This window comes from Pseudomonas sp. Leaf129 (assembly GCF_001423465.1).
In the GTDB taxonomy this organism is placed as follows: domain Bacteria; phylum Pseudomonadota; class Gammaproteobacteria; order Pseudomonadales; family Pseudomonadaceae; genus Aquipseudomonas; species Aquipseudomonas coleopterorum.
On the sequence record NZ_LMOC01000008.1, the window covers coordinates 186,954 to 209,867 of the forward strand.

The window sequence follows — 22,914 nt, forward strand, 5'->3', positions numbered from 1 at the left end:
TCGCCACTATTCGCCATGTTAGCGCTAACCAGCTGACCTGTCTGCTACTCGCTCGAGCGAATGCTGCGCCAATCAAAACAATGTCCAGCCCCTGTTCGAGCGACTCGCCATGCCACAGCGTCAATCTTTCGCGATCAAGACTTCCGTATTGTCCCAAGCCGTCGCTGCGGCCATCACCTTGAGCGCAATGCCCGCCTTTGCCGCCCAGGGCGATGAAGAGTCGGTCAGCCTGCAGGCCGTCACGGTCACGGCCACGCGGCGTGCCGAGTCGCTGCAGAAAGTGCCCGTGGCGGTGTCGGTGGTCGACGGCGAGCAGCTGGAACGGGACAACCGCAACGGCGTTGCGAGCATCGTGCAACAGGTGCCCAGCCTGAATTTCCGCACCGGCGCCTCGAACAAGGACACCTCGCTGTTCATCCGTGGGGTGGGCACCATTTCCACCTCCCCCGGCGTGGAGCCCACCGTGGCCACGGTCATCGATGGCGTGGTGTACGGGCGCCCCGGCCAGGCCACCCTGGACCTGTTGGATCTGGAACGCATCGAAGTGCTGCGCGGCCCGCAAGGCACGCTGTTCGGCAAGAACGCCTCGGCCGGCGTGTTGAACATCGTGACCAAGGCGCCCACCCAAGAGACCCACGGCTACATCGACCAGTCGTACTACAGCGGCAACGAAAGCCGCACCCGCTTCGGCATCGGTGGCAGCCTGATCCCCGACACCCTCAAGGGCTCGCTGACCACGCTGTTCGGCAGCTACGACGGCAACGTCGACAACCGCGCCAATGGTCACGAAGTCAATGGCTACAACCGCAAGGGCGTGCGGGGGAAGCTCGAGTTCACCCCCAATGACGACCTCACTCTTACCTTGGCCGCCGACTACATGCAGAGCCACGACGACGCGCCCAATGGCGTCGTCAGCAAGGCACTCACTCCCGCGTTCGCGGGCGCCCTGGCGCCTGTGTCGGCCAGCGGCCACAGCCGTGATATCGCCAGCGACTACCGCAGCCATGTCGAGGACATCAACAAGGGTCTGTCGGCCCAGTTGGACTGGAACCTGGGCGACTACACCCTGACCTCGATCACCGCCTGGCGCGGCTGGGACAACACCCAATGGCAGGACGGCGACCGCCTGGCGACCATCACCAGCGCCTTCCCCGGCACGGAAGACAAGGGCGACCTGAGCTACGACCAGTACTCACAGGAAGTCCGCCTGGCCTCGCCCAAGGGTGAGTTCGTGGAGTACGTCGGCGGGCTGTTCTACATGCACGGCAAGGACGACGAAACCTACCGCCGCACCTTGGTGACACCGACCGGCAGCCAGCGCGGCGTGGCCGACTATACCACCACCAGCGACAGCTACTCGGCCTTCGGTGAGACCACCCTCAACTTCACCTCGCGGCTGCGCGGCATCGCCGGTCTGCGCTGGACCCACGACGACCTGGAATACGATCACCGTCGCGTGTCGACCTCGGCCACCACCGTCAGCGGCATCCAGCCGGGCACCCGCAGCTCAGGCTCGGTGGATGAGGATGGCTGGTCCGGACGACTGGGCGTGCAGTACGACCTCAGTGACGACGTCATGGCCTATGTCACCTATTCACGCGGGTACAAAGGCCCAGCCTACAACGTGTTCTTCAACATGCAGCCGCGCGACACCGACGCGCTCAAGCCGGAAACTTCCAACACCTGGGAAGCGGGGATCAAGGCCAGCGCCTGGGACAATCGCCTGACCAGCAATCTGGCGGTCTTTCATAGCGAGTACGACAACTACCAGGCGAACTTCTTCGACACCGTGGCCAACCAGGTGGTAACGCGACTGATCAACGCTGGCAGCGTCAGCACCGAGGGCGTCGAGCTGGACTACGCCCTGCAGGCCACGCAGAACCTCAAGCTCTCCGGCGCACTGGCCTACACCCGGGCGCGTATCGATCAGTTCAGTTGCCCGGCCGGCGCGGCCGCTTCCTGCAACGTCGACGGCAAGACCCTGCCCTACAGCCCCGACTGGAAGAGCTACGTGCGCGCCGACTACAGCATTCCATTGGCCAATGGCCTGGATGTGGAGCTGGGGACCGATTACAGCTGGCAGAGCGAAGTGCAGTACGACATCAGCCAGAACCCGGACACCAAGCAAGGTGCCTATGGCATCTGGAATGCCAGCATCGCCTTGGCCGACTACACCAATGGCTGGCGTGTCGCGCTGCTGGGCAAGAACCTGGCCGACAAGTCCTACTCGCCGATGCTGGCCAGTGGCAGCGGCTATATCTACCGCGCCCTGCCCCGTGATGACGAGCGCTACTTCGGCGTGCAACTGCGCAAGGATTTCTGACATGAGCGCCAGACAGATGAAACTGGGTGCCTTTCTGATGGCCACCGGGCACCACGTGGCTGCCTGGCGCCATCCCCAGGTGCCGGCCGATGCAGGGCTCGATTTCCAGCATTATCGGCACCTGGCGCAGGTGGCCGAGGCGGCCTGCTTCGACACCCTGTTCCTGGCCGACAGCGTGGCAGCAGCCACCGGCGACAGCGCCAGCCAGATGGCCCGCTCCGACCATTTCGAACCATTGACCCTGCTCTCGGCCCTGAGCGTGGTCACCGAACGCATCGGTCTGATCAGCACGGTCACTACCAGCTACAACGAGCCCTATCACGTGGCGCGCAAGTTCGCCTCGCTGGATCATCTGTCCGGTGGCCGCGCCGGCTGGAACCTGGTGACCTCGGACGCCGCGGCCGAGGCCGGCAACTTCGGCCGCGACGAACACATCGGCCACGCCGAGCGCTACAGCCGGGCGCAGGAGTTTCATCAGGTGGTCACGGGTCTCTGGGACAGCTGGAGCGCCGATGCCTTCGTGCGCGACAAGGCCAGCGGCCAATACTACGACCCGGCCGGGCGCCGCGAGCTGAACCATGTCGGCGAGCACTTCAAGGTCAAGGGCCCCCTCAACGTCGCCCGCTCACCGCAAGGGCGACCGGTGGTGGTGCAGGCCGGTTCGTCCGAAGCCGGCCGCGCGCTGGCGGCACGGACCGCTGATGTGATCTTCACCGCGCAGCCTTCATTGGCCGCCGCGCAAGCGTTCTACGCCGACCTCAAGAACCGCGCGGCCACGTTTGGTCGTGCCGCCGATGAGCTGAAGATCATGCCTGGGGTGTTCGTCGTGGTCGGCGAAACCCAGGCCCTGGCGCAGGCCAAGTTCGAAGCATTCCAGGACCTGGTGCAACCCGAGGTCGGGGTTGCGCTGCTGGGCCGCATGCTGGGCAACTTCGACTTGTCCGGCTACCCGCTGGACGGACCGCTGCCCGAGCTGCCGCTGACCGACAGCGGCCAGCGCAGCCGTCAGCAACTGCTCAGCGAACTGGCCGAGCGCGAGCACCTCAACCTGGCGCAACTGGGTCGCCGAATCGCCGGGGGGCGTGGGCATTTCAGTCTTATCGGCACTGCGGCGCAGATCGCCGACCAATTGCAGCTATGGTTCCAGAACGGCGCCGCCGATGGTTTCAACGTGTTGGTGCCGCATCTGCCCGGCGGGCTCGAGGACTTCGCACGCCAGGTGGTGCCCGAACTGCAACGCCGCGGCCTGTTCCGCACCCACTACACAGGCACCACGTTGCGCGAGCATCTGGGCCTGCCCGAAATCAACGGGCGCTGATCGGGCGCCCTTCGACATACCTTGAAGCGAGGCTTTCCATGACCTACATCGCTGCCGAACATCGCTACCAGCGCCTGCCCTACCGCCGTGTCGGCCGCAGTGGCCTGGTGTTGCCAGCACTGTCCCTGGGGTTGTGGCACAACTTTGGCGACAGCACCCCGATCGACACCCAGCGCAGCCTGTTGCGCACCGCCTTCGATCTGGGCATCAACCACTTCGACCTGGCCAACAACTACGGCCCGCCCTATGGCAGCGCCGAGATCAATTTCGGCCGTCTGCTGCGCGAGGACTTCAAGCACTACCGTGACGAGTTGATCATCTCCAGCAAAGCCGGTTGGGACATGTGGCCCGGCCCGTACGGCCAGGGCGGCGGCTCGCGCAAGTACATCCTGGCCAGCCTGGACCAGAGCCTGCAACGGCTGGGCCTGGACTATGTGGATATCTTCTACTCGCACCGCTTCGACCCCGACACGCCGCTGGAGGAAACCGCCAGCGCCCTGGCCACGGCGGTGCAACAGGGCAAGGCGCTGTACATCGGCATTTCCTCGTACTCCGGGGTCAAGACCCGTGAGATCGCCGCCCTGCTCAAGGAGTGGAAGGTGCCGCTGCTGATCCACCAGCCTGCCTACAACCTACTCAACCGCTGGGTGGAGAACGACCTGCTGCAGGTCACCGACGAACTAGGCGCCGGTGTCATTGCCTTCACGCCGCTGGCGCAAGGGCTGCTCACCGACAAGTACCTGCAAGGCGTGCCGGCCGATGCGCGGGTCAACCGTCCCGGCGGCGGCTCTTTGCTGCCTGGGCATTTGAGCGAGGCCAACCTGACCCACGTTCGCGCGCTCAACGAAATCGCCCGCCGCCGCGGCCAGAGCCTGGCGCAATTGGCCCTGGCCTGGACCCTGCGCGACAGCCGCGTGACCAGCGCCCTGATCGGCGCCAGCCGTCCCGAGCAGATCATCGAAAACGTCGGCGCACTGGACAACCTCAGCTTCAGCGCCGAGGAACTGGCCGAGATCGACCGCCATGCGGTGGAAGGCGGCATCAACCTCTGGGAAAAACCCTCGACTGCGCAATAAGGGATCGATCACATGAAGACACTCGCTCGCGTGGGCGCCGTGCTGGCCTTGCTGGGCCTGGCTGGCGCCGCTCTGGCCGATCCGGCGGCGCTGCGCATCGGCTATCAGAAGGGCTCGATTGCCCTGGTCCTGGCCAAGCAGCATGGCCTGCTGGAAAAACGTTTCGGGCAGACCCAGGTCCAGTGGATCGAATTTCCCGCGGGCCCGCAGATGCTCGAGGCCTTGAACATCGGCAGCCTCGATGTAGCGGCCACGGGAGATATCCCGCCGCTGTTCGCGCAGGCAGCGGGCGCGGACCTTGTGTACATCGGTGCCGAGCCGGCCAAGCCCCAGGCCGAGACCTTGCTGGTCAAGGACACCAGTACGTTCGCTCAGGTCGCCGACCTCAAAGGCAAGAAGGTCGCCTTTCAGAAAGGCTCCAGTTCGCACAACCTGATCCTGCGGGCGCTGAACAAGGCTGGCCTGAGCTATCGGGACATTCAGCCGGTGTACCTGAGCCCGGCCGACGCCCGGGCGGCCTTCGAACAAGGCAGTGTCGACGCCTGGGCAATCTGGGAACCCTACTCGTCGCTGGCCCTGAGCCAGGGTCATGCGCGGCTGTTGGCCGATGGCAGCGGCCTGGGTCTGGGCGGGCCGATCTACACCGCACGGCGTGCCTATGCCCAGGCCAACGGCGAGTTCATCCACAACCTGCTGGACCAACTCAGCAGCGCGGAGGCACTGACTCGCACCGAGCATGCACAGAGCATCGCAGTGCTGGCCCAGTCCATGGGGCTGCCGGAGTCAGTGGTCGAGCGTTATGTGGACAACCGCCCACCCTCCCCCCGTACGGCCTGTGGATAACGCCGTGATCCAGACCCAACAGGCGACTGCCGACCTGTTCTACCAGAACAAGCTGCTGCCCAGGGCGCTGGATGTTGGCCAGGTGGCGCAGTGAGCCTGTGCGAGGATTAAGCCACGACCTGCAATCTGTTCGTCACAATCCCTCCTTAAGGTACTCGCTGACCTGAAGGGAGATCACCATGAGCCTGTTAGAAGAACACCAAGCCACCGACCTGGAAAAGATCACCGGCCTGAGCCGTCGCCGCTTCATCGGCGCTGGCGCCCTGTGCGGTGCCGCGATGTTCCTGGGCGGCAACCTGCTGACCCGCACGGCCATGGCCAACGCGGTCAGCGCCGGCAACAGCGCATTGCTGGGCTTCACCGGTATTGCCGCGGCCACCAGCGATACCATCAGCCTGCCGCCCGGCTACCAGGCCAGCGTGCTGATCAGCTGGGGGCAGCCACTGCAGGCGGGTGGCCCGGCCTTCGATCCCAGCGGCAACGGCAGCGCCGAGGCCCAGGAAGTGCAGTTCGGTGACAACAACGACGGCATGAGTCTGTTCCCCTTCCCCAACGACGCCAATCGCGCGTTGATGGCAATCAACAACGAATACACCAACTACCGCTACCTCTATGCCCACGGCGGCAGCCCGCAGTCGCCTGAAGAAGTACGCAAGGCCCTGGCCTGCGAAGGCCTGTCGGTGATCGAGATCCAGCGCAAGGGCGGCCACTGGCATTTCGTCCAGGGCTCGCAATACAACCGCCGCGTTCACGGCAACACGCCGATCCGCGTCAGCGGCCCGGCGGCCGGTGATGCCCTGCTCAAGACTGCGGCCGACAGCACCGGGCAACTGGTGCATGGCACCTTCCAGAACTGCGCCAACGGCAAGACCCCCTGGGGCACCTACCTGACGTGCGAAGAAAACTTCACCGACTGCTTCGGCAGCACCGACGCTACCCTGGCGTTCACTCCCGCGCAGAAACGCTACGGGGTGGTCGCGGCGAGCAAGGAAATCAACTGGCACCCCCACGACCCGCGCTTCGACATGGCGCGCAATCCCAACGAACTCAACCGCTTCGGCTGGGTCGTGGAAGTGGACCCGTTCGACCCGACCGCCATGCCGGTCAAGCGCACCGCGCTGGGTCGCTTCAAGCACGAGAACGCGGCCCTGGCCGAAACGCGCGATGGTCGCGCGGTGGTGTACATGGGCGATGACGAGCGTGGCGAGTTCATCTACAAGTTCATCAGCCGCGACCGCATCGACCACCACAACCCCAAGGCCAACCGTGACCTGCTCGACCACGGCACGTTGTACGTCGCCCGTTTCGACAATGGCGACGGCAACCCGGATCGTCCCAAGGGGCATGGCCAATGGGTGGAGCTGACCCATGGCAAGAACGGTCTGGACGCCAGCAAGGGCTTCGCCAGCCAGGCCGAAGTGTTGATTCACGCACGGCTCGCTGCGAGCGCCATGCAGGCCACGCGCATGGACCGCCCCGAGTGGATCGTGGTCAGCCCCAAGGATGGCCAGGTCTATTGCACCCTGACCAACAACATCAAACGCGGCGACGACGGCCAGCCGGTCGGCGGCCCCAACCCGCGCGAGAAGAACGTCTACGGGCAGATCCTCCGCTGGCGCGAAAGCGGCGACGAGCACGGTGCCATGGATTTTGAGTGGGACCTGTTCTTGGTGGCCGGCAACCCCAGTGTGCATCCTGGCCAGGCCAAGGGTGGTTCGTCCAACATCAACCCGCAGAACATGTTCAACAGCCCCGATGGCCTGGCCTTCGACGATGCCGGTCGGCTCTGGGTGCAGACCGATGGCGACACCAGCAACGCCGGTGACTTCGCCGGCATGGGCAACAACCAGATGCTCTGCGCCGACCCGGCCAGCGGCGAGATTCGCCGCTTCATGGTCGGCCCGGTGGGCTGCGAAGTCACCGGCGTGAGCTTCGCCCCCGATCAACGCACCCTGTTCATCGGCATCCAGCATCCAGGTGAAAACGGTGGTTCGACCTTCCCCGAACACCTGCCCAACGGCAAGCCACGTTCTTCGGTGATCGCCATCAGCCGCGAAGACGGTGGGGTGATCGGCGCGTAACATGCCCACCGCTACTGTCGCGTCTGCGCTACCATGGCGAGCCGGACGCGGCAGCCTGCCGCGCGCAGGAGTTCGCATGGCCCACCCTTTTGAAACACTGACCCCAGACCTGGTGCTCGACGCCGTGGAAAGCATCGGCTTTCTCAGCGATGCACGGGTGCTGGCGCTCAACAGCTACGAGAACCGCGTCTACCAGGTGGGCATCGAAGATGGCCAACCGCTGATTGCCAAGTTCTACCGTCCCGATCGCTGGACCAATGCGGCCATCCTCGAAGAACACGCCTTCACCGCCGAGCTGGCCGACTGTGAAGTGCCGGTGGTTGCGCCGATGGTGCACGAGGGCCAGACGCTGTTCGAGCACGCCGGCTTTCGCTTTACCCTGTTTCCTCGTCGCGGCGGTCGCGCGCCGGAGCCGGGGAACCTCGACCAGCTCTATCGTCTGGGCCAGTTGCTCGGTCGTCTGCACGCCGTGGGTGCCACGCGCCCGTTCGAGCACCGCGAAGCGTTGGGCGTGCAGAACTTCGGCCACGATTCGTTGCAGACCCTGCTCGAAGGCAACCATGTTCCGCGCAGCCTGCTGCCCGCCTACGAGTCGGTGGCCCGCGACCTGCTCAAGCGCGTGGAAGAGGTCTACAAGGCCACGCCACACCAAAACATCCGCATGCACGGTGACTGCCACCCCGGCAACATGATGTGCCGCGACGACGTGTTCCACATCGTCGACCTCGACGATTGCCGCATGGGCCCGGCGGTCCAGGACCTGTGGATGATGCTCGCTGGCGATCGCCAGGAATGCCTTGGGCAGCTTTCCGAACTCATGGACGGCTACAGCGAGTTCCATGACTTCAACCCCCGTGAACTGGCACTGATCGAACCGCTGCGGGCGTTGCGCCTGATGCACTACAGCGCCTGGTTGGCGCGCCGCTGGGAAGACCCGGCCTTTCCGCGCAGCTTCCCCTGGTTCGGCAGCGAGCGGTACTGGGGCGACCAGGTGCTGGCGTTGCGCGAACAACTGGCAGCGCTCAACGAAGAGCCACTGAAACTGTTTTGAGCACACACGCGAGGCGTTGTGTCTCACGGCCCGATGTGTAAAGTTGCCGACCACCGCTCAATAACAAAACCATGCAAGCAGGGAGCTCCATGCAAGTCGCCAATCCCCGCCGGGGATACATCCTGGGCCTGAGCGCCTACATCTGCTGGGGGTTCATCCCCCTCTACTTCAAGACCCTCTCGCACTACCCGGCCGTGGAGATCATTGCCCAGCGGGTACTCTGGTCGGCGCTGCTCGGCTCGTTGCTGCTGCTGGTGTGGAAGCATCCCGGCTGGCTGCGCGAACTGCGCGACAATCCCATGCGCCTGGCGATACTGGTCGGCAGCGGTTGCCTGATCGCCGCCAACTGGCTGGTCTATGTCTGGGCAGTGACCCACGACCGAGTGCTCGAGGCCAGTCTGGGCTACTACATCAATCCACTGCTCAACGTCGTGCTCGGGTTGCTGATCCTGCGTGAGCGGCTGCGCCCGCTGCAGTGGGTCGCGGTGGCGCTGGCGGCCATCGGCGTGGCGCAGCAGGTGTGGCAAGTGGGCAGTCTGCCGTGGGTGTCCCTGGCGCTGGCCCTGACCTTCGGTTTCTACGGCCTGATTCGCAAGCGCGCGCCGGTGGCAGCGTTGCCGGGGCTTGTGATCGAAACCTGGTTGCTGGTGCCGCTGGCTGCGGGCTGGCTGCTCTGGCATGGCGATGCCGCCAGCGTCCAGCCAGCGTTCTGGACCACCAGCGAGGCCCTCTGGTTGATGGCCGCGGGCCCGATCACCCTGGTGCCGCTGCTGTGCTTCAACGCAGCCGCGCGCCACCTGCCCTACACCACACTGGGTTTCCTGCAATACATCGCGCCCACCCTGGTGTTGCTGCTGGCCGTTCAGGTGTTCGGCGAACACCTGGCGCCGGCAACGCTGGTAACGTTCATCTTCATCTGGGCGGGGTTGCTTATCTACAGTGTGGATATCTGGTGGAATCGGCGCCAGCGCAGCTGATCAAAAAACGCTCACATGGCTGCAGGCCAGGCCATACAAGACCTGCAGCGAGTTACGCCTAGGTTATCCACAGGCTGGTCCACCTGGATTGTGCACAAGCCCGGCACAACTGTCCGTTTTTTGATCAACGCTCGCAAACCGTTGCAGGCTGTGGGCTCCAGGGCTATCGACACAGGTTATCCACAGCCACGCTCAGGATAAACGTGGATAACCTCAAGGCGCCCCATCCAGTCCCAGCTCTTCACGCGCCAGTCTGACCAACGTATTCATGTCGATCGGTTTGAGCAGAAAATCCACCACGCTGAAGTGCATCGCAGCAATCGCATCCTTCACGCTGGCATCACCGGAAATGATGATGATCGGCAACGCCGCGCGCTCCGATTCGCGCACTTCACGAATGAGATCCAGGCCCGACTCGGGGCCCATGCGCAGGTCGGTGATCAGCAACCCGATGCGTAGGTTGGCGCGCAGTTGGCCCATCGCGCCCATGGCGCTTTCGGCCTGCACACAGGGGATGCCGTGCGCCTGCAGAATCTGCGCGAGCACGTCCCGCGTGTCGCGATCGTCATCGACCACCAGCGCCAGTTGGGGCGGTGTATCCTGAACCTGGCCCAACTCGCTGAGCGCTTCACGCTCGGCATCACTCAACAATGATTCGTGATCGGACATACGTTTCCCGTCATCCATTACCTATCCATCGGCCTTTTGAGCGCCGTTCCACCTTTTAGACTTACGTCCAATGGGCACGTTCGCTCATGCAGTCGACCATGGCCAAACAATAAAGCCAAATTCTCAATAACGACAATTTCCGATTCGACTTATCGGGCGGTAACGGCCATGAGCAAAACCGACGCCTTCACCCAGGCGGGCAAGACCGCAGTGCTGCAGAACATTCACGGTACCGTGCAGTTCCTGCAACGCTTTCCACCGTTCAACCAGATGGAAAACGCCCATCTGGCCTATCTGGTCGAACAGTGCCAACTGCGCTTCTATGCCAGCGGTGAAAGCATCATCAAACCGGCCGACGGCGCTGTCGAGCACTTCTACATCGTCAAGCAGGGTCAGGTGGTGGGCGAACGGCCGCACAGTGCACGTCGCGGGACCGAAACCACGTTCGAGATCACCGCGGGCGAGTGCTTCCCGCTCGCCGCGCTGCTGGGCGAGCGCGCCACGCGCACCGAGCATCTGGCGGCCGAAGACACCTTCTGCCTGCAATTGAACAAACCGGCCTTCATCAAGCTGTTCGCGCTGTCCACGGTGTTCCGTGATTTCGCCCTGCGCGGGGTGAGCAGCCTGCTCGACCAGGTCAACCAGCAGGTGCAGCGCCAGGCCGTCGAAACCCTGGGTACGCAGTACTCGCTGAACACCCGGCTGGGCGACCTCGCCATGCGTCATCCCGTAACCTGCGCCGCTTCGCTGCCGCTGCGCGATGCCGTGCGCCTGATGCACGAACAGCAAGTGGGCAGCATCGTTATCGTCGACGACCTGAAAGCCCCCCAAGGCATCTTCACCCTGCGCGATCTGCGTCAGGCCGTGGCCGATGCAGCCACCGATTTCGGCGCAGCCATCGAGCGGTACATGATTCCCCGGCCCTTCCATCTCAGCCCGGAAGCCAGTGCCTTCGATGCCGCCGTGGCCATGACCGAACGGCACATTGCCCACGTCTGCCTGGTCAAGGACCGGCGCCTGTGCGGCGTGGTGTCCGAGCGCGACCTGTTTTCCCTGCAGCGGGTAGATCTGGTGCACCTGGCTCGGACCATCCGCCACGCTTCGCGGCTTGAACAACTGGTCGCGCTGCGCGGGGAAATCAGCGCTCTGGTCGAGCGCATGCTGGCTCATGGCGCCTCATCGACGCAGATCACCCAGCTGATTACCTTGCTCAACGATCACACCGTCTGCCGGGTGATCGAGCTGGTGCTGCAGGAGCGCGGCGATCCGGGCGTGCCCTTCAGTTGGCTGTGTTTCGGCAGTGAAGGCCGCCGCGAGCAGACCCTGCATACCGATCAGGACAACGGCATCGTCTTCGAAGCCCGTGACGCTGCCCACGCTGCCGAGATCCGCGGCAAGCTGCTGCCGCTGGCGCATCAGATCAACCTGGCGCTGGCGCAGTGCGGCTTCAGTCTGTGCACGGGCAACGTCATGGCGAGCAATCCCGAGCTGTGTCTGTCGCGCCTGGAATGGGCGCGGCGCTTCGCCGGTTTCATCCGCGAGGCGAGCCCGGAAAACCTGCTCAATTCGAGCATCTATTTCGACCTGCGCACGGTATGGGGCGATGACTCGGCCTGTGCACAACTGCGCCGCAGCGTGCTGGAACAGGTCGCGGACAACAGCCTGTTCCAGCGCATGCTGGCGCAGAACGCCTTGCGCCAGCGGCCTCCGGTCGGGCGCTTTCGCGACTTCGTACTGACCCGCCAGGGTAGCGACAAGGCACCCACCCTGGATCTCAAGGTGCAAGGCCTGACGCCCTTCGTCGACGGCGCACGCCTGCTGGCCCTGGCCAACGGCATCGACACCGGGAACACCCTGGAGCGCCTGCGCCAACTGGTCGCAAAAGAGGTCATCGACGCACAGGACGGCGCCGCCTATGAAGAGGCCTACCATTTCATTCAGCAGACGCGCATGCAGCAGCATCAAGCCCAGGCCCGGCAGCACCTGCCCTATTCCAATCGCGTCGACCCGGCCGAGCTCAACCAACTGGACCGGCGCATCCTGCGTGAATCCCTGCGCCAGGCCCAGCGTCTGCAGGCCAGTCTGAGCCTGAGGTACCAGCTGTGAGCCTATTCGACTGGCTACGGGCCAAGCCTGCCTGCGTGCTGGACGCCACTTTGCAGCAACGTGTGGCAGCACTGCCCACGGCTCAGCCTTGGCAAACCTGCAGCCTGCGCGAGCAGCGCTGGGTGGTGCTGGACCTGGAAACCAGCGGCTTGAACCTGAACAAGGATCAGGTGCTGTCGATCGGCGCGGTGGTCATCGAAGATGGCGCGGTGGATTTCTCCCGGCAGTTCGAACGCACGCTGCTGCGCGAGCAACCGCGGCTGGGTGCCAGTGTCTTGATCCATGGTCTGGGCCCCGACGCGATTGCCGCCGGGGACGACCCGGCCGAGGCCTTGCTGGACCTCATGGCCTTCATCGGTGACAGCCCGTTGCTGGCCTTTCACGCGCCCTTCGACGAGCACATGCTCACGCGCGCGCTCAAGCAAAGTCTGGGCTACCGCTTGCAGCACCCATTCCTGGACGTCGCCGCCCTGGCGCCGATGCTGTGCCCGGATGCGGCCCTGCGCGAAGCCGGGCTGGATGACTGGACCGCTCATTTCGGCCTGCAGGTCGGTGAGCGCCATCATGCCAGTGCCGATGCGCTGGTCACGGCAGAGTTGGCCATGCTGCTGTTCAGCCGTGCCCGCCGCCAAGGCCTGGACAGCCCCAGCGCCCTGGCCGAGAAAGTGGCTCAGTGGCGGCGGCGCCAGCAGACTCAGGCGTTCTGACCCGCGAGAAATTGTGGATGCACATGAACGCTACCTGACACGCCTCGATTGCGTTGGCCACTGGCCTTTTTCCCGCTGCCTGTACGTATACTGGTGCGACTACAGGTCGTAACGTCCTGACACCTGATGCTCCATGACCCAGCCATCCCTGCGCGGACGGCTGGGTTCTTTTTGCAGGCCCTGAAATGAAAAGCACCACCATCCGCCGCTGGTCCTTCATCCACACCTGGACCAGCCTGATCTGCACCCTGTTCCTGTTGATGCTGGCTATCACCGGCTTGCCCCTGGTGTTCCATCACGAGATCGAACACCTGCTGGGCGACGAGCCACAGTTCCGCGACATGCCTGCCGACACGCCGCAGCTGGACCTGCAGCAACTGGTTCAGGCCGCTCAGGCCCACCGTCCCGACGAGGTGGTGCAGTATTTCGGCTGGGACGAAGACGACCCTCATGGCGTGTTCGCCATCACCGCTGCCACAGCTAACACCGAGCCCAACCTGTCCCACACCTTCATGCTCGACAACCGCACCGGCGAGGCCATGGAAATGCCATCGGCCAACGGCGGCTTCATGATGGTCATGCTGCGTTTGCATGTGGACATGTATGCCGGGCTGCCCGGCAAGCTGTTGCTGGCGTTCATGGGGCTGCTGTTCGTGCTGGCCATCGTTTCCGGGGTGGTGCTGTATTCGCCGTTCATGCGCAAACTCTCGTTCGGCACCGTGCGCAATCAGAAGTCCACCCGTACCCGCTGGCTCGACCTGCACAACCTGATCGGCGTGGTCACCCTGACCTGGGCCTTGGTGGTAGGAGTGACGGGCGTGATCAGCGCCTGCGCCGACCTGCTGATCAGTGCCTGGCGGGCGGAAAGCCTTACGGCCCTGATCGAACCCTACCGCGACGCACCACCGCTCACGCAACGGGCGCCTGCCACCCGCCTGCTGGACATCGCCCACGGCGCCGCGCCGGGCATGACACCCGACTTCATCGCCTTTCCCGGGACGCGCTTTTCCAGCGAACACCACTACGCGGTATTCATGAAGGGCGGCACCCACCTGACTTCGCACCTGCTGACGCCGGTGCTGATCGATGCCACCACCCTGGACGTCACGGCAGTGGTCGAACGGCCCTGGTACATGGATGCCATGGGCCTGTCGCAGCCGCTGCACTTCGGCGACTACGGCGGCATGCCGATGCAGATTCTGTGGGCAGCGCTGGATGTGCTGACCATCATTGTGCTGAGCAGTGGCGTGTACCTGTGGTGGGTCCGCCGCCGCGCCGCCAAGGCCGCTGGCGTGGAGGCCGCGGCGTGACGAAACGGAAGAAGTCGACGTTCTGGCCGGTGTTCGGCATTCCGCTGGCGATCGGACTGATCGGCGCGGCCGGATTGTTCGCAGCCCTGCTGGGGGATGGCTGGTGGGATGCCCTGGCGTGGGTGGGGTTGGGGATTCCAGCGGTGCTGGGGGGGTGGGGGTTGGTCAGGAGGGGCTGAGGTGGGCCGTGCACCGGTGGGGTTATCTGCGCTTAGGTAACCCAGGATCAGGATGCGCTCCGCACCGCACGGGAACGAGCTATCAGGTTTAACGAGCCGCACCTCAGCGGCTCGCCCCTTGCCAGAGGGCAAGGATCCGATCATGAGTCAGTGAGTCCAGACACAAAGCCGGATGTCCCTCGATCTTCAGGCAGCGTACTTCGTCGGAACCAATTGCCAATAGGTACTCCCGCTTGCCCGCTATTCGCGAATAGTAACCCGCCGTGTAACCGTACATTTTGATACCATTATCTCTATGAAACTCTTTGAGTGAATGTGCACTCCAGGTTGCTTCGAGTATCTTGGCTGGCCAGCGCTGCTGATAGAAACCCGCGCGTAGGGTGAGTTGATTGCCTTCGAGCGTTGCCCGGTTGAAGCCAAGCTGCCAGATCAGAGCCAATGTCAGCCCTGACACAATCGTAGTCACGATCCAGACCGCCAGTGACGAAGCTTCAGTGCTACCAGAAATGCTTTCCAGCAGTATAAAGAAGAGAATGAAAACAGCGAGGCCGGCGACATTGACCAGAATAATTTTACTGTCAACCGCTAGTGTGATTTCCTGATTCATACGATGGCCACCTCCAGTGTTAACTTGCCAATAGACATGCGGTATTTTGCCGAAATGCAGTGAAACTATGGACTTCAAGGATTATTACGACATTTCCGAAGACGCTAGCCGATTGCGTTTGCAGACGGCGTGTGTCCAATGGCTACAAACAATCATGTGATTGGGCTATTTCAAAATATGAAATATTTCAGAACATTTCATTGCACTGGAAAATCTTTGCTTTCGATACGGGACCAAAGACAGCTCACCCGACCAGGTGATTACTGGCCGTTGCAGGACGCCGAATCGGCCAATTGCGCAAATCGATGCGGTTCGGCGCATGTGTGTGTGTGTGTGTGTGGATCAATGCAATCGCTGGAGCAGCTTGCGCAGTTATCATAGGGATACCTCGCGAAGGCGATGGCTTCGTGCATTCGGCGTATGGCCTGATGATGTGTATTGCGAACATAGGCCTCTTCGCGGGCAGAGCCCGCTCCCACAAAAAATCCGCTCACCCGACGCTGTCGAGTCCTACAGAATAAACCGCTCTGCTTTGAATAACTGAAGATTGCGTCCTACTTTGCAGCTAATTCGTCTGATATTCCACTGTTAAAAATCCTACAGTTTTTCGGGACGTAGGGCTGTGCGTAAACGTTGTGTATGACTCAACTCGGTGATATTTATCTGCACCTGGTATCGATGCCAACGGTTTGCTTGGCCTGAACTTCTTGTTTGGCTCGACAGCGCTTCTATCTGAGATAAGGACCCATCAATATGAGGCATTTCCTGACTCAGGCCATAACGCAAAGGCCAGCCCTGTTCGGGGCTACCTTGATCACTGTATTCATCCTGAAGCTTTCGCTGTTTGCACCTGCGCTCTTGCTCGGTGCTGTTATTGACAACCTGTCACTCGACAGCAGCGCTGAAAGCCTGACGATCCCTTATCTGCTTTGTGGTTACGCGCTGGTCATACTGGTGACAGCCGCGGTTGCCCCCATCCAGACGTATGCACTGACTCGACTGGTCCAGCAAACGGTCAAGGATCGATCCATCAGTTGGATAGCAGAAATCTTCAAGAAAGAATTCTGCGTCTTTAATAATTTACGAATAGGCCATTTGATCAAAGCAACGGATCGCGGCATTACCGCTCATGAGCAGATATTGAATTTCTTTATCACCGTTGGGCTGCCCCTGATCATCGAGATCCTCGTCGTCAGCATTCTATTTTTGCACTTTGGCGGCGCCCAACTCTTCGCAGCGCTGTTGACGGCATCGCGCATCTATTTATATGTGTGCCATAGAATCATTCAGTGGCGTACTCGACATATCAACGAGGTCAACGACAGCGAAGACGAAGTCTCTGAACGTCTGTTCAGCACGCTGCGCGCAGCCAGTTCCATCAAGCTGGAAGGGGCTGCTGAACAAACGCTATCCCCGCTCAATCTGGCATTCGAGCGCTACGCGCGTTGCGCTACCACCGTCGCGAGTTCGGCGGCGGCGCTGGGGTCCGCGAAAATGCTCTTCATCGGGCTTTCCACGTGTGGACTTCTGGTGTGGGGCGTTCGAAACCAGGGGATGACAAACCCGACATTGACTATCGGCGAGCTGGTTGCGCTGTGCTCGATTGCGGGTGGATTTCTCACCAACATATCGGGCATCGCCGAAGCCTATCGTTCGGCCCATCAATTCATGGCTGACAAAGTCAAACTGCAGCAGACCCTCAGCCTTCCGCGATTCGATGGACCGGACCGATCCCTGGAGCCTCCGGCAACGCCCATCTCCTCTCTGGAGCTGGCCGCGTGCGAGGTGGCAGGCCGACATCTGACGCTCGACGCCTCCCTGCGGTTCAAGTCCGATGAAAGCGTGGCCATCACCGGCCCCAGTGGTGCAGGCAAGTCCACACTGCTCGAGTTGCTGGCGGGTATGGATGCGGTCTATCGACAGCACCTCTCTCTCAACGGCATGTGCGTTCAGCGGATCCGCGGCGCCTCACAGCTGCGCGCCCTGCGCTACTGCCCGCAAAGTCCGGTATTCCTGCCGGGCGATCTGGAATCCGGCGTGATGTATGGCCATGCCGCCGGACCTGAAGTGCTGGAGCAAGCGCGGAAGTTGTCATTGGAGGCACTTCTCAGCCAGTTGAATCTCAACGATACCGCGTCCAATCTCTCCGGCGGACAGGCCAAGCGACTCAGCCTGCTTCGGCTGCTCAACAGGCCTGGACGCTTCAATCTCTTCGACGAGCCAACCGCTTCGCTCGATCAAGAGCTGGCCATGGCAACGTGGGACACCTTGATGGATGCATTCAAAGGAAAAGGGTTGATCTGCGTCACTCACGATATCGAAGCGTTGGCGCGTTTCGATCGGGTACTGGTTATCCAGCAGGGCAGGATCGTTGCCGATGGGCCATGGCATCTGTTGAGAAGGGAGCAAGGTCTGCTCAACGGCATAGCGGAAATGGCAGAACGCTGAGCGTCAGCCCTGTGCATAACTCGGGCTACGAGCCTGCATTCCTGGCCAAGACAATCCAGGTCCGAGAGCGTTGGATCACAATCAAGTTGGGACGGCTTGACCCCATCTTCAAGCTGATACAGGGTAACTCCTTATCCAAGGAGAACACCTCATGCCCGCCATGACGCTCTATCACAACCCCGCCTCCCCCTTTGCTCGCAAGGTCATGGTGCTGCTGTATGAGACCGGTCAGTTGGAGCGGGTCGCTCTGAAGACGGTGGCGTTGAGCCCTGTCAGTCCGGATGCGTCAGTGAACCAGGACAACCCGGCCGGGAAGATTCCGGCGTTGGTGCTCGAAGACGGCACTACGCTGCATGACAGCCGGGTGATCCTGGAGTATCTGGATCACCAGCATGTGGGCAACCCGCTGATCCCTCGGGAAGGCGCGTCGCGCTGGCGGCGGTTGACGGTGGCGTCACTGGCGGATGCGATGCTCGACGCGGCCGTGCTGATTCGCTACGAGAAGGCCCTGCGGCCGCCTGACCTGCACTGGCCATTGTGGCTGGATAATCAGGCCGAGAAGATCGAACGGGGACTGGCGTATCTGGAGGCCACGGCGGTCGCGGAGTTGAGCGCAGCGTTCGATATCGCCGCAATCGGTGTGGCCTGTGCGCTGGGGTATGTGGATTTTCGCATGCCGGAGTCAGAGTGGCGGCAGCGTTATCCGGGGTTGGCCGGGTGGTTTGCCGAGGTGAGTCAGCGCGAGTCGCTACGCTCGACTATGCCGTCGGCGTGACACGAGCAGGGGTGCTCACGCGACCTCGCACCAGTCCTGTACCTCAAGCCCCTCGACCAAGCGAAACGCCTTGTCACTGGTGACCAGCGTCATCCCGAGCGAAAGGCTATGGGCGGCGATAAGGCCGTCCAATGCGCCCAGACAGTGCCCAAGACTCTCGCCCGTGGCTCGGCTCGAACCATAGGCCTGGGCTGCCTGGCTGCCCCACGGAAGAATATCGATGGTTTTCAGGAACGCGGTCACAATCCCCGCCAACCGCTGCGCAGACGGCCGCTTGGCCAGGCCATAAAGCAATTCTGCCTCGGTGATGGAGGAGATGCACACCGATGTCATGGGCACAGCGCTCAGGTTCTTGATGACACCCGGATGCCCCTTGAGCAGGTGGCTAACGGTATTGGTGTCCAGCATCAGTTGCTTCATTCGGGAATACCGTCGAGTGGATCGCGGTTTCCGCGAGCCATCTGCGTGCGATCGTCGGCGCTCAGGAAATCGTCTGGAACGCCGCCTTGAGCGACAAGTGCCAGAAACTCATCCCATGAGTCGGGCTTTCTGGACAAAATCACATCGCCGGTCTCGGGATCGCGCCGTATGAAGACTTCATTGGTATCGAATCGGAAGGCGGCAGGCAAGCGCACGGCTTGGCTTCGGCCGTTAACGAAGACTTTCGCTGTCTGTGACATATCCATCTCCAGTGCAGGTATACATCATAATATATACCCGCATTGGAGCATGGAAAACGGGAGATTGTTGCTTGCTTTGTAGGCACGCCTATCGGGACGACTGCACGTCGGCCTGCCCCGGCCAGAATCAGCAGTCCGGCTTGTCGGCGACGAAACGGCGGGCGGGGTTGACCGCGGCCTTGAACTCGCGCAGGCCTTTGGCGCCGATCAGCAGGGGGTAGTTGAACTTGCTGCGGTCGACCAGGTTGACCTCGATGGTGCGCTTGACGTCGCCCAGGCACAGTTCCAGGTCCACCACGGGACGCTGCGAGACTTCGGCGCCCTCGCCGTCGTCGTCTTCCTCGGCGCGGTTCTTGATCTTGCTGATACGCGAGATCTTGTGCTCGTACACCTTGTTGTCGGCGTCCTTGGTGGCCAGGCGAAAACGTACCCAATCGTCGCCGTCGCGGGTGAAGGTCTGGATGTCCTTGGCCGACAGCGAGGCAGTCAGTGCGCCGGTGTCCATCTTGGCCTTGAAGACCTGACCACCGATTTCCGGCAGTTTGATGTATTCAAAGCGACCATACAGCGTGGGTTCGGCGGCCATGACCGGCAGCGCCAATACGGACAGCAATGCGAGAACGGATTTCACTGAAGCTTTTCCTTGAGCGAGGGCCGGTGAAGGCGATCGGTGCTGCAAACGGTATGGGTTCAGCATACCCAATGAAAAGTGAAACATTTGTTGACGAAACCGCGTGCCGGAATTGGCTCGGCACTCGCTTGTGCTTATGATTGCCGGCCGTGAATACCCCCGAGTCGTTCTATGCGTCGCCTGCTCACCGGCTGTATGACTGCCCTGCTGCTGTTGCTCAACACCCTGGTGTTCATCGGCCCCCTGCTGGTGTTCGCCCTGATCAAGCTGGTGCTGCCCATGCGTTATCGTGACTGGGCATCGGCAGCCGTGGTGTGGATCGCTGAAACCTGGGCCGAGATCGACAAACTCATCTTCGCTTTGTGCGTGCCGACCCAGTGGGACATACGCGGCGCGGCGGATCTGCGCCAGGACACGTCCTATCTGGTCGTGAGCAACCACCAGTCGTGGGTCGACATTCCGGCGCTGATTCAAGCGTTGAACCGGCGGGCGCCGTTCTTCAAGTTTTTCCTCAAGAAGGAACTGATCTGGGTGCCGCTGCTGGGCCTGGCCTGGTGGGCGCTGGATTACCCCTTCATGAAGCGCTACAGCAAGGCGTTTCTGGCCAGGCATCCGCAACTCAAGGGCAAGGATCTGGAGATCACTCGGGCCGCATGCGAGCTGTACAAGCGCCAACCGGTGACGGTGGTGAACTACCTGGAAGGTACGCGTTTCAGCCCGGCCAAGCGCGATGAGCAGGCGTCACTGTTCAACTACCTGCTCAAGCCCAAGGCCGGTGGCGTGGCTTTCGTGCTGGCGGCCATGGGGCCACAACTCGACCGTCTGCTGGACGTGACGGTGGTGTATCCGGGCACGGCCATTCCGGGATTCTGGAACCTGCTGTGTGGTGATGTGCCGCGGGTGATCGTGGATATCCAGTCGCGCGCCATCGACGCGGAGCTGATCGATGGCGACTACGAAAATGATCCGGACTTCCGCTTGACCGTCCAGAACTGGGTCAACCAGCTCTGGACCGAAAAGGATCAGCGCATCGACGCCTTGCGCGCCGAACTCGATCGCTGATCCAGCGCAGGCTTAGCTGCCCGTCCCGGTGCCCCAGACGCTGCCCAGGCTCTTGAGCAGCGGACCACCGACGCCCTGTTGCCCCAAATATTGCAGAATCACTGGCGCGAACTGGCCGACCATGCCGCTGTTCATGCCTAGCGCGCTGAAGGCGTTGTTCATGTCGCTGGTGGTTTTGACATCGCCCAGGGCGTTGTTCAGGGCGCTGATGTTCTTCTGGTCGGATTTGCCGAGCAGACCGCTCAGACCGCTCAAGCCACCCAGGGCATTGTTGCCCGAAAGCTTGTCGATGCCGGGCACGGACTTGCTCAGTTGTGCATAGTCGGCGGTGCTCAGCTGGTTCTTGGCCAGGCCCAGCATGGCGCCGGTGCCGCCGATGGCCTGGGTCGGAGTGATGTTCAGGGTCGAGCCCAAGGTGTTGAGCAGGCCTGCGGCTTCCGGTGCGGCAGCCACGGCAGCGTTGTTGCCTTGCTTGCCGTTCTGCAGGGTGGCAGCGGCGTTGACCGCGTCGTTCAGGTTGAAAGCGAAGGCCGGACTGGTGGCAACGGCCATCAGGGAAGCCAGGGCCATGGCGCGAGTGATGTTCATTGTGCAGCAACCTCGGGGACAGATAGGCGGACCGTCGTCAAACGGCAGTTCGGTCCCATTATGTTCCTTGAGGGTGAAAATTGTGTAATGGCGGGGAGTTGCGGGAGAGTTCCCCCGGTAGGAGCGGTCGGTGGCCGCGAAAGCAGCACCGCGGTTGTTCAGGAGCACCGCAGCGATTTTTCGCGGCCGATGACCGCTCCTACAGGGTGGGTGTGGGAGCGGGTGTGATCAGGCGGCGCTGAACAGTTTGTGCGGGTCGATGACGAATTTCTTCGGTACGCCCGCGTCGAATTCGCCGTAGCCGCGCGGGGCGTCGTCCAGCGAGATGACTTCCACGCCGACGATGTCGGCGATCTTGATGCGGTCCCACATGATGGCCTGCATCAGTTGCCGGTTGTATTTCATCACCGGCGTCTGGCCCGTGTGGAAGCTGTGCGACTTGGCCCAGCCCAGCCCGAAGCGGATGCTCAGGCTGCCCATCTTCGCCGCTGCATCCACCGCGCCCGGATCTTCGGTGACGTACAGGCCGGGAATGCCAATCTTGCCGGCCACGCGCACCACACCCATCAACGAGTTGAGCACGGTCGCCGGGGCTTCCGCCTTGGCGCCGCTGTGGCCGTGACCGCGTGCCTCGAAGCCCACCGCATCGACCGCGCAATCCACTTCCGGCTCGCCCAGCAAGGCGGCGATCTGCTCGTGCAGTGGGGTGTCCTGGGACAGGTCGGCGATCTCGAAGCCCTGAGCCTTGGCGTGCGCCAGGCGCGTTGGGTTGACGTCACCGACGATGACCACGGCGGCGCCCAGAAGGCGCGCGGAGGCCGCGGCAGCCAGCCCGACCGGCCCTGCGCCGGCGACGTACACGGTACTGCCGGGGCCGACGCCTGCGGTCACTGCACCGTGATAACCGGTTGGCAAAATGTCGGACAGGCAAGTCAGGTCACGGATCTTCTCCATGGCTGCATCGCGGTCGGGCAGTTTGAGCAGGTTGAAGTCGGCATAGGGCACCAGGACGAACTCGGCCTGGCCGCCGACCCAATCACCCATGTCGACGTAGCCATAGGCGCCGCCCGGACGCGCCGGGTTGACGGTCAGGCAAACGCCGGTGTGCTGCTCCTTGCAGGAGCGGCAACGACCACAGGCGACGTTAAAGGGTACGGACACCAGATCACCGACCTTCAGGTGCTCGACGTCGCGACCGGCCTCGATCACCTCGCCGGTGATCTCATGGCCCAGTACCAGGCCGACCTGAGCCGTGGTACGGCCGCGGACCATGTGCTGGTCGGAGCCGCAGATGTTGGTCGAGACCACGCGCAGGATCACACCGTGTTCGATGCGCTTGCCCCGCGGGTCCTGCATTTTGGGAAAATCGATGTTCTGCACTTCGACTTTGCCGGAGCCCAGATACACCACTCCACGATTACCAGACATGCTTTCACCTCGCTGTTTATTGTTGTTGAGCTTGGGTTTTGCGTGCTGCGGTCAT

The 22,914-nt window shown here is 62.4% G+C and carries 20 protein-coding genes and 1 pseudogene; 14 read left to right on the top strand and 7 right to left on the bottom strand.

Annotated features, from left to right (window positions below; translation table 11 throughout):
* Positions 1 to 187: 187 nt before the first annotated feature.
* The 7 genes and pseudogenes from ASF66_RS14905 to rarD all read left to right on the top strand — a co-directional run bounded on the left by ASF66_RS14905 (position 188) and on the right by rarD (position 9,669).
* Positions 188 to 2,323 (top strand): TonB-dependent receptor, encoded by a 2,136-nt coding sequence (locus tag ASF66_RS14905; protein WP_236707118.1) that lies wholly within the window; start codon positions 188 to 190, stop codon positions 2,321 to 2,323.
* 1 nt (position 2,324) lies between these two features.
* Positions 2,325 to 3,641 (top strand): LLM class flavin-dependent oxidoreductase, encoded by a 1,317-nt coding sequence (locus tag ASF66_RS14910; RefSeq protein WP_056844407.1) that lies wholly within the window; start codon positions 2,325 to 2,327, stop codon positions 3,639 to 3,641.
* A 38-nt stretch (positions 3,642 to 3,679) separates the two neighbouring features.
* Entirely contained in the window at positions 3,680 to 4,717 is a 1,038-nt protein-coding gene (gene mgrA / locus ASF66_RS14915; protein WP_056844408.1) for an L-glyceraldehyde 3-phosphate reductase, read from the top strand.
* Between the two features lie 12 nt (positions 4,718 to 4,729).
* Positions 4,730 to 5,654: pseudogene (locus tag ASF66_RS14920) on the top strand (aliphatic sulfonate ABC transporter substrate-binding protein).
* A gap of 85 nt (positions 5,655 to 5,739) precedes the next feature.
* Positions 5,740 to 7,641: a PhoX family protein gene (locus tag ASF66_RS14925; protein ID WP_056844409.1), complete on the top strand. Its 1,902-nt coding sequence runs from the start codon at positions 5,740 to 5,742 to the stop codon at positions 7,639 to 7,641.
* A gap of 76 nt (positions 7,642 to 7,717) precedes the next feature.
* Positions 7,718 to 8,692, top strand: a complete 975-nt coding sequence (locus ASF66_RS14930) for a serine/threonine protein kinase (RefSeq protein ID WP_049862091.1) — start codon at positions 7,718 to 7,720, stop codon at positions 8,690 to 8,692.
* 89 nt (positions 8,693 to 8,781) lie between these two features.
* Positions 8,782 to 9,669: an EamA family transporter RarD gene (gene rarD, locus ASF66_RS14935; protein ID WP_049862092.1), complete on the top strand. Its 888-nt coding sequence runs from the start codon at positions 8,782 to 8,784 to the stop codon at positions 9,667 to 9,669.
* 213 nt (positions 9,670 to 9,882) lie between these two features.
* Here the strand turns inward: rarD and ASF66_RS14940 are convergent, their stop codons facing one another.
* Entirely contained in the window at positions 9,883 to 10,338 is a 456-nt protein-coding gene (locus ASF66_RS14940) for a response regulator (RefSeq protein ID WP_056844600.1), read from the bottom strand.
* Between the two features lie 168 nt (positions 10,339 to 10,506).
* Between ASF66_RS14940 and ASF66_RS14945 the strand changes: the two genes are divergently transcribed.
* The 4 genes from ASF66_RS14945 to ASF66_RS14960 all read left to right on the top strand — a co-directional run bounded on the left by ASF66_RS14945 (position 10,507) and on the right by ASF66_RS14960 (position 14,640).
* A complete protein-coding gene (locus ASF66_RS14945; RefSeq protein WP_049862093.1) occupies positions 10,507 to 12,444 on the top strand; it encodes a putative nucleotidyltransferase substrate binding domain-containing protein in 1,938 nt (645 codons plus the stop codon).
* Complete coding sequence (locus tag ASF66_RS14950) at positions 12,441 to 13,151, top strand: 3'-5' exonuclease (protein WP_056844410.1); 711 nt, start codon at positions 12,441 to 12,443, stop codon at positions 13,149 to 13,151. Before ASF66_RS14945 ends, ASF66_RS14950 begins: the two co-directional genes overlap by 4 nt.
* Positions 13,152 to 13,336: 185 nt before the next feature.
* Positions 13,337 to 14,461, top strand: a complete 1,125-nt coding sequence (locus ASF66_RS14955; RefSeq protein WP_056844411.1) for a PepSY-associated TM helix domain-containing protein — start codon at positions 13,337 to 13,339, stop codon at positions 14,459 to 14,461.
* A complete protein-coding gene (locus tag ASF66_RS14960; RefSeq protein ID WP_056844412.1) occupies positions 14,458 to 14,640 on the top strand; it encodes a hypothetical protein in 183 nt (60 codons plus the stop codon). Before ASF66_RS14955 ends, ASF66_RS14960 begins: the two co-directional genes overlap by 4 nt.
* A 103-nt stretch (positions 14,641 to 14,743) precedes the next feature.
* Here ASF66_RS14960 and ASF66_RS14965 read toward each other — a convergent pair whose 3' ends face one another.
* Positions 14,744 to 15,247: a hypothetical protein gene (locus tag ASF66_RS14965; RefSeq protein WP_056844413.1), complete on the bottom strand. Its 504-nt coding sequence runs from the start codon at positions 15,245 to 15,247 to the stop codon at positions 14,744 to 14,746.
* Positions 15,248 to 16,000: 753 nt separating this feature from the next.
* Between ASF66_RS14965 and ASF66_RS14970 the strand changes: the two genes are divergently transcribed.
* Positions 16,001 to 17,695, top strand: a complete 1,695-nt coding sequence (locus ASF66_RS14970; RefSeq protein ID WP_056844414.1) for an ATP-binding cassette domain-containing protein — start codon at positions 16,001 to 16,003, stop codon at positions 17,693 to 17,695.
* Positions 17,696 to 17,846: 151 nt separating this feature from the next.
* Entirely contained in the window at positions 17,847 to 18,470 is a 624-nt protein-coding gene (locus ASF66_RS14975; protein ID WP_056844415.1) for a glutathione S-transferase, read from the top strand.
* A 15-nt stretch (positions 18,471 to 18,485) separates the two neighbouring features.
* On the opposite strand, the gene ASF66_RS14980 is transcribed toward ASF66_RS14975, so the two are convergent.
* The 3 genes from ASF66_RS14980 to rloA2 form a co-directional block, all read right to left on the bottom strand.
* On the bottom strand, positions 18,486 to 18,890 hold the full coding sequence (locus ASF66_RS14980) for a type II toxin-antitoxin system VapC family toxin (protein WP_056844416.1): 405 nt from the start codon (positions 18,888 to 18,890) through the stop codon (positions 18,486 to 18,488).
* Positions 18,887 to 19,150 (bottom strand): antitoxin, encoded by a 264-nt coding sequence (locus ASF66_RS14985; protein ID WP_056844417.1) that lies wholly within the window; start codon positions 19,148 to 19,150, stop codon positions 18,887 to 18,889. The genes ASF66_RS14980 and ASF66_RS14985 overlap by 4 nt, the downstream gene beginning before the upstream one ends.
* A gap of 127 nt (positions 19,151 to 19,277) precedes the next feature.
* The gene (gene rloA2, locus ASF66_RS14990) at positions 19,278 to 19,781 is read right to left on the bottom strand and encodes a retropepsin-like aspartic peptidase RloA2 (protein ID WP_056844418.1); all 504 of its coding nucleotides are present in this window, start codon (positions 19,779 to 19,781) and stop codon (positions 19,278 to 19,280) included.
* 171 nt (positions 19,782 to 19,952) lie between these two features.
* On the opposite strand from rloA2, the gene ASF66_RS14995 reads away from it, so the two are divergent.
* Entirely contained in the window at positions 19,953 to 20,843 is an 891-nt protein-coding gene (locus ASF66_RS14995) for an acyltransferase (protein ID WP_056844419.1), read from the top strand.
* A gap of 12 nt (positions 20,844 to 20,855) precedes the next feature.
* Here the strand turns inward: ASF66_RS14995 and ASF66_RS15000 are convergent, their stop codons facing one another.
* Both ASF66_RS15000 and fdhA read right to left on the bottom strand, forming a co-directional pair.
* Positions 20,856 to 21,431 (bottom strand): DUF2780 domain-containing protein, encoded by a 576-nt coding sequence (locus tag ASF66_RS15000; RefSeq protein ID WP_056844420.1) that lies wholly within the window; start codon positions 21,429 to 21,431, stop codon positions 20,856 to 20,858.
* A gap of 228 nt (positions 21,432 to 21,659) precedes the next feature.
* Positions 21,660 to 22,859 carry a formaldehyde dehydrogenase, glutathione-independent gene (fdhA, locus tag ASF66_RS15005; RefSeq protein ID WP_043191307.1) on the bottom strand — a complete coding sequence of 400 codons (1,200 nt, stop codon included), beginning with the start codon at positions 22,857 to 22,859 and terminating at the stop codon, positions 21,660 to 21,662.
* Positions 22,860 to 22,914 lie beyond the last annotated feature (55 nt).

Bases quoted from the DNA above. Each gene is read 5' to 3' on its own strand.
- ASF66_RS14905 (WP_236707118.1), top strand. From the start codon at position 188: ATGCCCGCCTTTGCCGCCCAGGGCGATGAAGAGTCGGTCAGCCTGCAG.
- ASF66_RS14910 (WP_056844407.1), top strand. From the start codon at position 2,325: ATGAGCGCCAGACAGATGAAACTGGGTGCCTTTCTGATGGCCACCGGG.
- mgrA (WP_056844408.1), top strand. From the start codon at position 3,680: ATGACCTACATCGCTGCCGAACATCGCTACCAGCGCCTGCCCTACCGC.
- ASF66_RS14925 (WP_056844409.1), top strand. From the start codon at position 5,740: ATGAGCCTGTTAGAAGAACACCAAGCCACCGACCTGGAAAAGATCACC.
- ASF66_RS14930 (WP_049862091.1), top strand. From the start codon at position 7,718: ATGGCCCACCCTTTTGAAACACTGACCCCAGACCTGGTGCTCGACGCC.
- rarD (WP_049862092.1), top strand. From the start codon at position 8,782: ATGCAAGTCGCCAATCCCCGCCGGGGATACATCCTGGGCCTGAGCGCC.
- ASF66_RS14940 (WP_056844600.1), bottom strand. From the start codon at position 10,338: ATGTCCGATCACGAATCATTGTTGAGTGATGCCGAGCGTGAAGCGCTC.
- ASF66_RS14945 (WP_049862093.1), top strand. From the start codon at position 10,507: ATGAGCAAAACCGACGCCTTCACCCAGGCGGGCAAGACCGCAGTGCTG.
- ASF66_RS14955 (WP_056844411.1), top strand. From the start codon at position 13,337: ATGAAAAGCACCACCATCCGCCGCTGGTCCTTCATCCACACCTGGACC.
- ASF66_RS14965 (WP_056844413.1), bottom strand. From the start codon at position 15,247: ATGAATCAGGAAATCACACTAGCGGTTGACAGTAAAATTATTCTGGTC.
- ASF66_RS14970 (WP_056844414.1), top strand. From the start codon at position 16,001: ATGAGGCATTTCCTGACTCAGGCCATAACGCAAAGGCCAGCCCTGTTC.
- ASF66_RS14975 (WP_056844415.1), top strand. From the start codon at position 17,847: ATGCCCGCCATGACGCTCTATCACAACCCCGCCTCCCCCTTTGCTCGC.
- ASF66_RS14980 (WP_056844416.1), bottom strand. From the start codon at position 18,890: ATGAAGCAACTGATGCTGGACACCAATACCGTTAGCCACCTGCTCAAG.
- ASF66_RS14985 (WP_056844417.1), bottom strand. From the start codon at position 19,150: ATGTCACAGACAGCGAAAGTCTTCGTTAACGGCCGAAGCCAAGCCGTG.
- ASF66_RS14995 (WP_056844419.1), top strand. From the start codon at position 19,953: ATGCGTCGCCTGCTCACCGGCTGTATGACTGCCCTGCTGCTGTTGCTC.
- ASF66_RS15000 (WP_056844420.1), bottom strand. From the start codon at position 21,431: ATGAACATCACTCGCGCCATGGCCCTGGCTTCCCTGATGGCCGTTGCC.
- fdhA (WP_043191307.1), bottom strand. From the start codon at position 22,859: ATGTCTGGTAATCGTGGAGTGGTGTATCTGGGCTCCGGCAAAGTCGAA.